10 protein-coding genes are annotated in these 12,297 nt (G+C 71.6%); 8 read left to right on the plus strand and 2 right to left on the minus strand.

The features are described 5' to 3' along the window. Positions 1 to 9: 9 nt before the first annotated feature. The 8 genes from ACWD2L_RS23085 to ACWD2L_RS23120 all read left to right on the plus strand — a co-directional run bounded on the left by ACWD2L_RS23085 (position 10) and on the right by ACWD2L_RS23120 (position 9,653). Positions 10 to 1,155, plus strand: a complete 1,146-nt coding sequence (locus tag ACWD2L_RS23085; protein WP_451190978.1) for an acyl-CoA dehydrogenase family protein — start codon at positions 10 to 12, stop codon at positions 1,153 to 1,155. Beyond that, complete coding sequence (locus ACWD2L_RS23090) at positions 1,152 to 1,922, plus strand: enoyl-CoA hydratase/isomerase family protein (protein ID WP_451190981.1); 771 nt, start codon at positions 1,152 to 1,154, stop codon at positions 1,920 to 1,922. Before ACWD2L_RS23085 ends, ACWD2L_RS23090 begins: the two co-directional genes overlap by 4 nt. A gap of 60 nt (positions 1,923 to 1,982) precedes the next feature. After that, complete coding sequence (locus ACWD2L_RS23095) at positions 1,983 to 3,248, plus strand: CoA transferase (RefSeq protein WP_451190985.1); 1,266 nt, start codon at positions 1,983 to 1,985, stop codon at positions 3,246 to 3,248. A 7-nt stretch (positions 3,249 to 3,255) separates the two neighbouring features. Further along, the gene (gene fabG / locus ACWD2L_RS23100; protein WP_451190988.1) at positions 3,256 to 3,996 is read left to right on the plus strand and encodes a 3-oxoacyl-ACP reductase FabG; all 741 of its coding nucleotides are present in this window, start codon (positions 3,256 to 3,258) and stop codon (positions 3,994 to 3,996) included. A 56-nt stretch (positions 3,997 to 4,052) separates the two neighbouring features. Beyond that, positions 4,053 to 5,276, plus strand: coding sequence for an acetyl-CoA C-acetyltransferase (locus ACWD2L_RS23105; RefSeq protein ID WP_451190991.1), 1,224 nt, complete (start codon positions 4,053 to 4,055; stop codon positions 5,274 to 5,276). Then, positions 5,273 to 6,883 carry an acyl-CoA dehydrogenase family protein gene (locus tag ACWD2L_RS23110; RefSeq protein WP_451190994.1) on the plus strand — a complete coding sequence of 537 codons (1,611 nt, stop codon included), beginning with the start codon at positions 5,273 to 5,275 and terminating at the stop codon, positions 6,881 to 6,883. The genes ACWD2L_RS23105 and ACWD2L_RS23110 overlap by 4 nt, the downstream gene beginning before the upstream one ends. Positions 6,884 to 6,959: 76 nt before the next feature. Next, positions 6,960 to 8,051 carry a sulfite oxidase gene (locus tag ACWD2L_RS23115; protein WP_451190997.1) on the plus strand — a complete coding sequence of 364 codons (1,092 nt, stop codon included), beginning with the start codon at positions 6,960 to 6,962 and terminating at the stop codon, positions 8,049 to 8,051. Between the two features lie 117 nt (positions 8,052 to 8,168). Then, positions 8,169 to 9,653: an aldehyde dehydrogenase family protein gene (locus ACWD2L_RS23120; RefSeq protein ID WP_451191000.1), complete on the plus strand. Its 1,485-nt coding sequence runs from the start codon at positions 8,169 to 8,171 to the stop codon at positions 9,651 to 9,653. Between the two features lie 82 nt (positions 9,654 to 9,735). Here ACWD2L_RS23120 and ACWD2L_RS23125 read toward each other — a convergent pair whose 3' ends face one another. After that, positions 9,736 to 10,881: a TIGR03364 family FAD-dependent oxidoreductase gene (locus ACWD2L_RS23125; RefSeq protein ID WP_451191003.1), complete on the minus strand. Its 1,146-nt coding sequence runs from the start codon at positions 10,879 to 10,881 to the stop codon at positions 9,736 to 9,738. A gap of 50 nt (positions 10,882 to 10,931) precedes the next feature. Beyond that, on the minus strand, positions 10,932 to 12,230 hold the full coding sequence (locus tag ACWD2L_RS23130) for an MFS transporter (RefSeq protein ID WP_451191007.1): 1,299 nt from the start codon (positions 12,228 to 12,230) through the stop codon (positions 10,932 to 10,934). Positions 12,231 to 12,297 lie beyond the last annotated feature (67 nt).

The following is a 12,297-nucleotide window of genomic DNA, read 5'->3' on the forward strand; positions in this document are numbered from 1 at the left end:
AGATTGACGATGGAAGCCGAGGAGTTCCAGGCGGTCGTCGCCGCGGTCCACACCCTCGTACGGGAGGACGTCGTCCCGCGCGAGGACGAGATCGAGGAGACGGACGCCATCCCGGAGGACATCCGCCGCAAGGCCGTCGAGATGGGCCTGTTCGGGTACACGCTGCCGGAGGCGTTCGGCGGGCTCGGGGCGAGCCTGTCCGAAGATGTCCGGCTGGCCTTCGAGTTCGGGTACACGACGCCCGCGTTCCGCTCGATGTTCGGCACCAACAACGGCATCGCGGGCAAGGTCCTCGACAACGCGGGCACCGAGGAACAGAAGAAGCACTGGCTGCCCCGGCTCGCCGAGGGCGCCGTCGCGTCGTTCGCGCTGACCGAGGCGGAGGCGGGCTCCGACCCGTCGGGCCTGACCACCCGCGCCGTCCGTGCGGGCGACGGGTATGTCATCAACGGCAGCAAGCGGTTCATCACCAACGCCCCGCTCGCCGACCTGTTCGTGGTGTTCGCCCGCACCGGCGAGGACGCGTCCGGGACGAAGGGCATCTCCGTGTTCCTCGTCGAGGCGGGTCTTCCGGGCGTCACGGTCGGCCCGAAGGACGCCAAGACCGGGCAGGCGGGCGCCTGGACGGCGGAGGTGTTCTTCGACGACGTACGCGTCGACAAGGCGGCGCTCGTCGGCGGTGAGGAAGGCGCCGGCTTCGGCACGGCCATGCAGTCCCTCGTACGCGGACGTGTGCACATCGCGGCGCTGTGCGTCGGGATGGCCGAGCGGATCCTGGAGGAGTCCGTCGCGCACGCGGCGACCAGCAAGCAGGGCGGGCGACCCATCGGTGAGTTCCAGCTCGTGCAGGGCATGCTCGCCGAGATCCAGACGGGTGTGCTCGCGGGCCGGGCGATGGTCGTGGACGCCGCCGAGAAGTACGACTCCGGCGAGGACCGCAGGATCCGGCCCTCGGCCGCCAAACTGTTCTGCTCCGAGATGGTCTCCAAGGCCGCCGACCTCGCCGTGCAGATCCACGGCGGCATGGGCTACATGCGCGGCACCGTCGTCGAGCGCTGTTTCCGCGACGCCCGGCTCTTCCGTATCTATGAGGGCACCAGCGAGATCCAGAAGGTCATCATCGCCAAGCAGTTGCTGCGGGCGGCCCGGTCATGATCGAACCCGCCGTGGACGTGACGTGCGAGGGGCCGGTCCACACCCTCACCCTGAACCGGCCAGCGCGGCGCAACGCCCTCGACCTCGCCGACCGGCGCGAACTACTCGCCGCACTAAGGGAGTCCGAGCGGGACCCGGAGTGCCGGGCGATCGTGCTCACCGGTGCGGGCGAGGTGTTCTGCGCGGGCGGTGACATCCGCTCCATGTCGCAGGACCCGCTCGTCGCCCGCGAGCGCCTCGCCGTCGTGGGCGACGTGGCCCGCGCCCTGGTGTGTTCGACGAAGCCGGTGGTCGCCGCCGTGCGCGGAGGCGCGTACGGCCTGGGCCTCGGGCTCGCCGCCGCGTGCGACTACGTCGTGGCCGCCGACGACGCCCGGTTCGCCGCCTCCTTCGCCAAGATCGGGCTCACCGCCGACACCGGCCTCAGCTGGAGCCTCGCCCAGCGCGTCGGGCCGGCCCGCGCCAAGGAACTCGTCCTCTTCGCCGAGGACTTGGACGCCGTGGAGGCCGAGCGGATCGGCCTGGTCAGCGAGATCGTCGAGGGCGAGAAGGTGGATGTGCGGGCTCGGGAGCGGGCCGAGCGGCTCGCCGCCGCCTCCCCCGCGATGGTCGCCGCCACGAAGCGGATCTTCGCCCAGGAGGCGCAGGACCTGGGCGCGGTGCTCGACGCGGAGGCCGAGGCGCAGGTCGAACTGCTCGGCGGCGAGGGCTTCTTGGAGGGCCGGGCCGCGTTCCTGGAGCGTCGACGCCCGGTCTTCCCGGCCTGATGAGACCGGTCTTCCTGGCTTGATGAGACCGGTTTTCCCGGCCTGATGAGAGGAGAACAGATGCCTCACCCCACGACGTCCCGCCCCCTTGAGGGCCTGCGGATCGTCGAGCTCTCCAGCTACGTGGCCAGTCCGCTCGGCGGGATGACCCTCGCGCAACTGGGCGCAGACGTCATTCGCGTCGAGCCGCTGAACGGCGCGCCGGACCGCACCCGACACCCGCTCGCCGACAGCGGCACGAGCCTGTACTGGTCCGGCCTGAACAAAGGCAAGCGCGGCGTAGAGGTCGACCTGCGGAGCGAGGAGGGGCGCGAGCTCGTCGCGGACCTGGCCACCGGGGGCGGGCCGGGCGGCGGCATCGTGCTCGCCAACTCCGAGCGCCACCAGGCCCTTTCGTACGAGACACTGGCCGCCCGCCGCCCCGACCTGATCCACGTACTGCTCACCGGCCGCCGGGACGGGTCCGCCGCCGTCGACTACACGGTGCAGGCCGCGACCGGATTCCCCCAACTCACCGGCCCCGAAGGCACACCCGACCCGGTCAACCACCTGATGCCCGCCTGGGACGTCGCCGCCGGGCTCTACCTCGCCGTCGGACTGCTCGCGGCCGAACGACACCGGCTGCGTACCGGAGAGGGCCAGCAGGTACGTGTCGCGTTGGAGGACGTGGCCCTGGCGACGGCCGGAAACCTCGGCTACCTCGCCGAGGCCCAGCTCGACCCCACTCCGCGCGCCCGCGCCGGGAACTACGTCTACGGCACCTTCGGCCGCGACTTCGCCACCGCCGACGGCGGACGCCTCATGGTCGTCGCCCTCACCGACCGGCACTGGCAGGGCCTGTTGGGCGCCACCGGGCTCACCGACGCGGTCGACGCCGTCGGCCGCGCGCTCGGCACCGACCTCTCCGACGAGTTCGCGCGCTACACCCACCGCAAGGTTCTTGGCGAACTGCTCGCCGACTGGTTCGCGACACACACCCTCGCCGAGGCCCAGGAGGCACTGGCCCGCACGCGCGTGCTGTGGTCCACGTACCGCAGCTTCGCCGACCTCGCCGCCGACGACGCCCAACTGCTGCGCGAGAACCCGCTGATGGCACGCGTCGGCCAGGACGGCATACCCGCGCACTGGGCGCCCGGCTCCCCCGTCGTCATGGCCGACACCCAGTGCCCGCCCGCCCCCTCACCCACGGTCGGCCAGCACACCGACGACGTACTGCGCGACGAACTCGGTCTCGGTGACGCCGAGTTGGAGAAGCTCGGCGAGGCGGGCGTCATCCGTCCACGGCGAGCCGCGCCGCATCCGTTCACCATGACCACAGGAAGCTGAAGACACCATGGCTCTACTGGCCGACAGGACCGCAGTCATCACGGGCGGCGCCCAGGGCATCGGGCTCGCCATCGCCAGGGCCTACGTCCGCGAGGGCGCTAGGGTCGTGCTCGGCGACCTCAACCTGGACGCCGCCGAGGCCGCCGCCACGGAACTCGGCGGGCCCTCCGTCGCCCACGCCGTGCGCTGCGACATCACCGAGGCCGTCCAGGTGGACGCCCTGATCCGGGCCGCGATCGACACCTTCGGCTCCCTCGACGTCATGGTCAACAACGCCGGGATCACCCGCGATGCCACCATGCGCACCATGAGCGAGGACGACTTCGACCAGGTCATCGACGTACACCTCAAGGGCACCTGGAACGGCACCCGCAAGGCCGCCGCCGTGATGCGCGAACAGAAGCGCGGCGCGATCGTCAACATCTCCTCGCTGTCCGGCAAGGTCGGCATGGTCGGGCAGACCAACTACTCCGCCGCCAAGGCCGGCATCGTCGGCCTGTCGAAGGCCGCCGCCAAGGAGATGGCCCACCATGGTGTGCGCGTCAACGCGATCCAGCCCGGCCTGATCCGCAGCGCCATGACCGAGGCGATGCCGGAGAAGGCGTGGGACCAGAAGATGGCCGAGATCCCGATGCGGCGCGCGGGCGAGGTCGAGGAGGTGGCCTCCGTGGCGCTCTTCCTGGCGTCGGACCTGTCGTCGTACATGACCGGAACGGTGCTGGAGGTAACGGGCGGGAGGTTCATGTAGGCCCGGTCGAGTCACCGGCCCGTATCCGAACACCTCACCCCGATAAGGAGCACCCCATGCGTGAAGCCGTCGTCTGCGAACCCGTCCGCACCCCCATCGGCCGCTACGGCGGCATGTTCAAGTCCCTCACCGCCGTCGACCTCGGTGTCGCCGCCCTCAAGGGCCTCCTCGAGCGCACCGGTCTCAATCCCGAGGTCATCGAGGACGTCATCCTCGGCCACTGCAACGGCAACAGCGAGGCGCCCGCCATCGGCCGCGTCGTCGCCCTGGACGCGGGCCTGCCCGTCACCGTCCCCGGCCTGCACCTCGACCGCCGCTGCGGCTCCGGCCTCCAGGCCGTGCTGTACGCCGCCCAGCAGGTGCAGACCGGCGCGCACGAGGTCGTCGTGGCGGGTGGCACGGAGTCCATGAGCAACGCGGCGTTCTACTCCACCGACATGCGCTGGGGTGCGAAGGGCGCCGCCATCCAGCTGCACGACGGCCTCGCGCGCGCCCGCTCCACCGCAGGGGGCCGGCACTACCCGGTGCCCGGCGGCATGTTGGAGACCGCGGAGAACCTGCGCCGCGAGTACGCCATCGGCCGTGAGGAGCAGGACCGGCTCGCCCTCGCCTCCCACCAGCGCGCCGTGCAAGCGCAGACGGACGGTGTCCTCGCCGAGGAGATCGTGCCCGTGACGGTGCCCGGCCGGCGCCGCGGCGACGAGGGCACTGTCGTCGACACCGACGAACACCCGCGCGCCGACACCTCGTTGGAGTCCCTCGGCCGCCTCAAGCCGATCCTGCGTCACTCCGACGCGGAGGCCACCGTCACGGCGGGCAACGCGAGCGGGCAGAACGACGCCGCGGCGATGTGTGTTGTCACCACCCCCGAGCACGCCGAGCAGTTGGGGCTGCGTCCGCTCGTGCGCCTCGTCTCGTGGGGTGTGGCCGGGGTGCCGCCGAAAACGATGGGCATCGGTCCCGTCCCAGCGAGCGCCGTCGCCCTGGACCGCGCCGGGCTCAGCCTCTCCGACATCGACGTGATCGAGCTGAACGAGGCTTTCGCCGCGCAGGCGCTCGCCGTGATGCGTGAGTGGGGGTTCGGCGAGAAGGACTTGAAGCGCACCAATGTGCACGGCTCCGGAATCTCGCTGGGCCACCCGGTGGGCGCGACCGGTGTGCGCATGCTCGCCACGCTGTCGCGCGAACTGGACCGCCGCGGGGCCCGGTTCGGCCTGGAGACCATGTGCATCGGCGGCGGCCAGGGCCTGGCGGCCGTGTTCGAGCGGGTGGCGTCGTGACGACGTCGCTGGCGCGTGCGACCGCGCTCGTCGAGGCGCTGGAGGCGGTCGTCGGCAAGGCCTCCGCACGCCTCGCCGCGATCCCCGCGACCGACGACGACCAGACCATCCCGTACGACATCGCCTCGGTGTCCTCGGCGGTCGCCGCCGCCCGTCACCTCCTCGACCTGGGATCGCACAGTGAGGCCGAGGCGGACCTGGCGCTGCTGTTCGCCGCCGACACGGCCGCCGACCTGGCGGGCCGGACGGTCGGCCGCGAAGCCCTGTGGGGCTTGGACGGGTCGACGGCGCTCGACGGGGTCGCCGAGCACGTCGCGGCCGGGCGCGCGCCCGCGTTCCTCGACGCCGTCGCCGAGCGTGTCATCGCGGCCGGCGGCGAGGCGGCGCCGCGCCACCTCTCCGACGAACTGCAGCTGGTGCGCTCCACGTTCCGTGACTTCGCCGAGGCGAAGGTGAAGCCGGTCGCCGACCGGATCCACGCGGGCGACGAGGACATCCCGGCCGAGATCGTCGACGGCCTCTCAGAGATGGGCTGCTTCGGCCTTTCGATCCCCGCCGAGTACGGCGGCTTCGCCGAGGGCGGCGCGGACGAGCTGCTGAGCATGGTCGTCGTGACGGAAGAGCTGTCGCGGGCCTCGCTCGGCGCCGCGGGATCGCTCATCACCCGGCCCGAGATCATCGGTACGGCGATCGCGCGCGGCGGCACCGAGGAGCAGCGGCGGCGCTGGCTGCCGCGCATCGCGACCGGCGAGAAACTGTGCGCTGTCGCCGTCACCGAGCCCAACCACGGCTCGGATGTCGGTGGCATCACCACGACCGCCGTGCGCGACGGCGAGGACTGGGTCCTGAACGGCGTCAAGACGTGGTGCACCTTCGCCGGACGCGCCAACTACCTTCTGGTACTGGCCCGTTCGCACCCGGACCGTACGGTGGGTCACCGCGGCCTGTCGCTGTTCGTCGTCGAGAAGCCGTCGTTCCCGGGCCACGAGTGGAAGGTCACGCAGGACGGCGGCGGTTCGGCGGCGGGCCGTGCGATCCGCACGCTCGGCTATCGCGGCATGCACTCGTACGAGGTCACCTTCGACGGTTTCCGGGTCCCGGCGGGGGATCTCATCGGCCTCGACGAGGGCCTGGGCCGCGGCTTCTATCTGCAAATGCAGGCCTTCGCCAACGCCCGCCTACAGACGGCGGCCCGCGCGGTCGGCGTCATGCAGTCGGCCCTCGAACTCGCTCTGGAGCACGCGCGGCAACGCCCCGTCTTCGGCCACCCCCTCACCTCCTTCCAGCTCACCCGGGCCAAGCTGGCCCGCATGGCCGCCCACATCGCGGCCTGCCGCGCCTTCACCGCCACCGCCGCCCGTGCCATCACGGCGGGTGAAGGTGTCCTGGCCGCGGCCCAGGTCAAACAGCTCGCCTGCCGGGCCGCGGAATGGGTCACCCGGGAGGCCCAGCAGCTGCACGGCGGTTACGGCTACGCCGAGGAGTACGCGGTGTCCCGCCTGTTCGTCGACGCCCGCGTCCTGTCGATCTTCGAGGGGGCGGACGAGGTACTGGCGCTCCGGGTGATCGCCCGGCAGCTGGCGAAGGGAGCGCCCCCAACCACGTAAGGACATAGACCCCGCTTATGGGCTCATAGGGAACGAGTGGCTACCGGCCCGGACGCCACACACCGAAGCTACAAGCATGACGACAACCGACACGGCAACCAGCACAGTGCCCGGAGTGGTCAAGCCGACCTCGGCCGAGGTCATGGAGGACACCGGTACCGGGCTCGACTTCGGGACCAGGGCGGACCGGATGCCGGGCCACCTGACCCCCAACGACCGCTTCTTCGTCCGCAGCCACTCCCCCACGCCCCGGATCGACGCCGACCAGTGGTCCCTGCGGATCGGGGGCGACGCCGTGCGCTCGCCCGTCACCTTCGGCTACGCCGATCTGTGGCGGGCGTTTCCGCTGGTCTCCGTCACGCGCACGATCGAGTGCGCGGGCAACCGCCGTGTGCTGTTCGGCCGGCAGCACGGTCAGCGCATCGCGGGTACGCCGTGGGGCCGTGGCGCGGTCAGCACCGCCGAGTGGACCGGCGTACGGCTCCGTGACCTGCTGGAGGCGGCGGGGATCGGCCCGGACGCCCACGACGTCATGCCGGTGGCGCTGGACGAGTGCGGCGCCCGCCGCCCCATGCCGCTGGACAAGGCGCTGGCCGACGACACGATCCTCGCCCTGGCCATGAACGGCGAGCCGCTGCCACCCGACCACGGCTTCCCGGCCCGGGTCGTCGTCTCGGGTTGGCTGGGCGCGGCCAGCATCAAATGGGTGGGCCACATCGTGGTGTCCCGAACCCCGATCCACGTCCCCTGGAACACCGAGGACTACGTCCTCATCGGTCCCGGCCACCCGGCGCACGGTCCGGTCCTCGGCACACCCATCAACGAACTCCCGGTCACCAGCCTGGTGGAACTCGACTGGCCCGCACACCTGAATCCCGAGCCCCAACTCGTCCGCGGACGGTCCTTCGCCGGCGAGCAGCGCATCGCCTCCGTGGCGTACAGCATCGACCGGGGCCCCTGGCACGAGGCCCGCCTCACCGGCTCCCGGGAGGCGGGCGCCTGGACCCGCTGGTACTTCCCCTGGAACCCGGAGCCGGGCGAACACACCCTCTCGATTCGCGCCACGGACGACACGGGCCGCACCCAGCCCGCCCACGTCCCGTGGAACCAACTGGGCTACCTCAACAACCAGATCCTTGACCATCCGGTGCGCGTGGCCGCCGCCTGAGGACCCCACACATAGCAAGCCCCTATACCCGGTATTGGCAGATCACCCGTTGTTCACCCGCTGTTGGGCGGGCGAAGGTGGCCAGGACGTTCCCACCGGCTGCGAAGGAGCATGGGCATGGCTGTGGCACCGGGCGACACACGGTTCGAAGTGGCGGGGCATCTGACAGAGAACCACATCGGCGGGCAGTGGGTCGCGGCGCAGTCGGGGCTGCGGCGCCCCGATGTGAATCCGGCCGACTTCTCCGATGTTCTGGGGGAGTTCGCGGAGTCCGGCGGCGCCGACGTGGACCTCGCGGTCGACGAGGCCCGGCGGGCGCTCGACCACTGGCGCGGCATCGGGCCCATCAAGCGGGCGGTGTTCCTGACGAAGGCGCTGCGCGTCCTGGAGCGGCGTTCGCAGGAACTGGCGTACGCGATCACGCGTGAGCAGGGGAAGCTGCTCAAGGAGGCCACCGGTGAGGTCCAACGGGCCATGGCCGTCCTGGAGTTCACGGCCGGGCAGGCCCGTCTGCTGGGCGGGGTCACCGCCCCCGCGGAGGAGGAGCGCACGTTCGCGTACACCTTCCGCAAGGCGATCGGCGTGGTGGGGCTGATATCGCCGTGGAACTTCCCCCTCGCCATCCCGATGTGGAAGGTGGCGCCCGCGCTGCTCGCCGGCTGCACCGCGATCCTCAAGCCGTCGCCGCTGACCCCGCTCACCTCGGCGCTGCTCGTCGACGTCTTCCACGAGGCGGGGCTTCCGGACGGGGTGCTGAACCTGGTGCAGGGCGACGCGGCGGCCGGTGAGGCGCTCGTCGCCAACCCGGCCGTCGCCGGCATCAGCTTCACCGGCTCGCTGCCCGTCGGCACCGCGATCCACACGGGCGGCGCGGGACGGCTGCTGCGGACCCAGCTCGAACTCGGCGGCAAGAACGCGGTCGTGGTGTGCGACGACGCCGACCTCGACAAGGCCGTCGACGCGATCGTGCACGGCGCGTTCGGTCAGGCGGGGCAGCGGTGTTCGGCGACCAGCCGGGCCGTCGTCGACGTACGGGTGCGTGAGGAGTTCCTGGAGCGGCTCGTCGCCCGGGTCGCGCATCTGCGGGTGGGCCCCGGCTTCGACGCGGCGTCCGAGCTGTGCCCGGTGGTGGACCCCGCCCGTCTTGACGCGGCGCTCGCCGCCGTCGCGGGCGCGCAGCGCGACGGCGGCAAGGTGGTGTGCGGTGGCGGCCGCGCGGAGCGCCCGGATCTGCCGGAGGGCTGCTATGTGCAGCCGACCGTCATCAGGGACGTGCCGTGGGACGCGGAACTGGCCCAGGAGGAGGTGTTCGGTCCTGTGCTCGCGGTGGTGGACGCCGAGGACTTCGACGACGCGCTGCGGATCGCGAACTCGGTGAAGTACGGCATGTCCGGGACCGTGTTCACTGCCTCGCAGACCCGCGCGTTCGAGGCGCTGGAGCGCTTCGAGGCCGGGATGCTGCACGTCAACCGGCCGGGCGTCGGCGCGTACGCGCATCTGCCGCACGTGGGCGACAAAGCGAGCCAGTACGGACCGCCGGAGTGTTCGCCGGAGGTCTTCGACTTCTACACGGCTTGGCATTCGGCCTGTATCTCGTACTGAGGCACCTACCGAGTCCCCTGTGCTCGGCGAAAGGGCCGGTTCCTCCTCTCGGAGGGACCGGCCCTTTCGTCGGATACGCGGCTCAGCGCGTGGCCAGTGTCTCCTCCGCCAGGCCGAACGAGAGCGTCATGCCCGCACCGCCGACCCCGTTGACGACGGTGACGCCGGGCACGGGGTCGACCACCAACTCCGTGCGGCCGTCGCGCAGCGACGGGTAGAAGCCGACCCAGCGCTCGGTTACCTCCGCCTCCGGCGGCAGCGCGGCGAACGTGTCCAGGTACTCCAGGACCGCGTCGTCCACGGCGCCGTCCGCGAAGGGGCCGATCGTAGACCCGTAGGCGTGCGAGTCGCCGAGCGTGAGGCGCCCGTCCGCGGTCTGCGAGACGAGCACGTGGATGCCGTGCTCGCGGTGGAACGGCCGCTCCGCGCCCATCCGTTCGGCCAGCGCGCCCTGCGAGGGGCAGCCGTCGAACGCCGCGTAGTGGAGCAGGGTGAGGCCGCCGCAGAGCATCGGGCCGAGTGCCCGGCCGCCGGCGAGCGGGGCGGTGCGCATCATCTGGAGCTTGCAGCGGGTCAGGCCGCTGTCGGCGAACACCTCCGGGTACAGCGAGGCGAAGTCGTTTCCGGAACACACGAAGACCTGCTCGCAGTCCCAGTCGCCCGCGGTGGTGGAGACGGTGGGCATCGATATGCCGCGTACGTGGGTGCCGAATCGGAACTCGACGCCGTACTCGGCGGCCAGGAACTCGGCGACGGCGGGGATTGCCCTGCGCGGGTCGACGTTGACCTCGGTCGGGCTCCACATCGCGGCGCCCAGCCCGTCGCGGCGTACGAAGCCGGAGCGCTCCGCCGCCTCGTCGGCGGTGATCATCCGGGCGCCCTGGTCCCGAGCCGCGTCACTGAGCTGGAGGAACTCCTCCAGGACCGCGACCTCGTCGGGGTGCCCTGCCAGGTGGAGGGAGCCGGTCTCGGGCGCCCACAGGCCGGTCTTCGCGGCGACCTCCAGCCACACCTCGCGGCTGCGCAGCGCCCGCTCGTAGACCTTGCCGCGCTGCTGTCCGACGGACCAGATCATCCCGAAGTTGCGGATCGAGGCGCCGACCGCGAAGTCGTCGCGCTCGAAGACGACGACCTTGCGGCCTCGGCGAGCGGCGGCGAGTGCGTGGGCGAGCCCGACGATTCCGGCTCCGACGACGACGGTGTCCGCGTGCTGACGGTGACGGTTCATGTGTGTCTGCCTGCCTTTCGATACGGGGGACTTCCGGGACGGGGACGGTGTCACTGCGCGGCGGCCGTGCGCGGGCGGCGGTTCCAGTGCGGGATCATGACCGCGCCGGCCAGCGCGGCGGCGACGGAGAAGATGAGGAACAGGGCGGAGCCCGAGAGGAACCCGGGCAGCAGCCCGCCGAGGATCGCGCCGACCGAACCGCAGCCGTTGACCAGGCCCGCTGCGGTGCCGGCCGCCTCCTCGGCGCCGAAGTCCACCGCAGCGACACACGAGATCATCGAATCGGCGGCGTACACCGAGAGTCCGATCACGGCGAGCAGGGCGACCATGACACCGACGCTGTCGGTCGCGGTGAGCGGGATGAACAGGCCGAGGACCACGGTCAGTACGGCGAGGGACAGGACGCAGGCGGGCACCCGGCGGGACTGGAAGAGCTTGTCCGACACCCAGCCCACGGCGATCGGCGCGAGCACGCCCGCGGCGCCGAAGGCGATCGGGATGACCGTGGCCCCCACGTTGCCGACGTGCGGCAGCCGCTGGCTGACCAGTACCGGGCCCCACAGCAGGATCGCGTAGCGGGCCGGTTTGAGCAGGAAGTAGGCGGCGCCCAGGGTGAGCACCATGGGGTCGCGCAGAGTCTGGCGGTACAGGGCGAGACCGCCGCCCCGGGGCTTGTCGCCGGCCCCGCCCGGTTCCGCCTCCTGCTCGGGTGCGTTCCGCTGGAACAGGATGAAGAGCACCAGGACGACCGCGAGCGTCGCGGAGCCGCAGAAGAACGCCGCGTGCCAGCTGTCGAAGACGGAGTACGCGAGCCAGCCGAGGAACGGGGGCGCCGCGAGGCCGCCGAACGCGTAATTGGTGGACCAGAATCCGAGCACCCGGCCGCGCTCCGCGACAGGGAAGAAGGAGCCCATGTTCTTGCACAGCGGCGCCCAGCCCGCCGACTGGGACAGGCCCTGGATCACCATGGCGAAGCCGAAGACGAGCAGCGCGCTGGAGGCACCCATGAGCAGGCCCGCGCCGATCGCACCGACCATGCCGGTGATGACGACGACGCGCGGGCCGAACCGGTCGGACCACGCGCCCCACACGAACTGCCCGATGGCGTAGGCGGCGAGGTAGACCGCGTCGATGACGCCGAGGACGCGTTCGGACAGCGTGTGGGCGAGGACGGGGTCGTCCAGGATGCCCAGCTTGGCGACGGAGAACGCCTGCCGGACGAAGTAGAAGCCCGCGTACGCGATCCAGGTGATCGCGAAGATCCGCCAGCGCAGCCTCGGGCTCACCAGCTGTGGGTGGACGGTGCGTTGGGCCTCGCGGGTGGTGACAGGTGGGTCGGTTTCGGCCATGGGGAGTCCCCTCCTCGGCGGATCCGGATATGGCACGGCCCCGGCGCGCACCTCGGCGGCGCGCCGG

This window comes from Streptomyces sp. NPDC002754 (assembly GCF_053592315.1).

Coding starts and splice junctions, on each gene's coding strand:
- ACWD2L_RS23085 (WP_451190978.1), top strand. CDS start 10: ATGGAAGCCGAGGAGTTCCAGGCGGTCGTCGCCGCGGTCCACACCCTC.
- ACWD2L_RS23090 (WP_451190981.1), top strand. CDS start 1,152: ATGATCGAACCCGCCGTGGACGTGACGTGCGAGGGGCCGGTCCACACC.
- ACWD2L_RS23095 (WP_451190985.1), top strand. CDS start 1,983: ATGCCTCACCCCACGACGTCCCGCCCCCTTGAGGGCCTGCGGATCGTC.
- fabG (WP_451190988.1), top strand. CDS start 3,256: ATGGCTCTACTGGCCGACAGGACCGCAGTCATCACGGGCGGCGCCCAG.
- ACWD2L_RS23105 (WP_451190991.1), top strand. CDS start 4,053: ATGCGTGAAGCCGTCGTCTGCGAACCCGTCCGCACCCCCATCGGCCGC.
- ACWD2L_RS23115 (WP_451190997.1), top strand. CDS start 6,960: ATGACGACAACCGACACGGCAACCAGCACAGTGCCCGGAGTGGTCAAG.
- ACWD2L_RS23120 (WP_451191000.1), top strand. CDS start 8,169: ATGGCTGTGGCACCGGGCGACACACGGTTCGAAGTGGCGGGGCATCTG.
- ACWD2L_RS23125 (WP_451191003.1), bottom strand. CDS start 10,881: ATGAACCGTCACCGTCAGCACGCGGACACCGTCGTCGTCGGAGCCGGA.
- ACWD2L_RS23130 (WP_451191007.1), bottom strand. CDS start 12,230: ATGGCCGAAACCGACCCACCTGTCACCACCCGCGAGGCCCAACGCACC.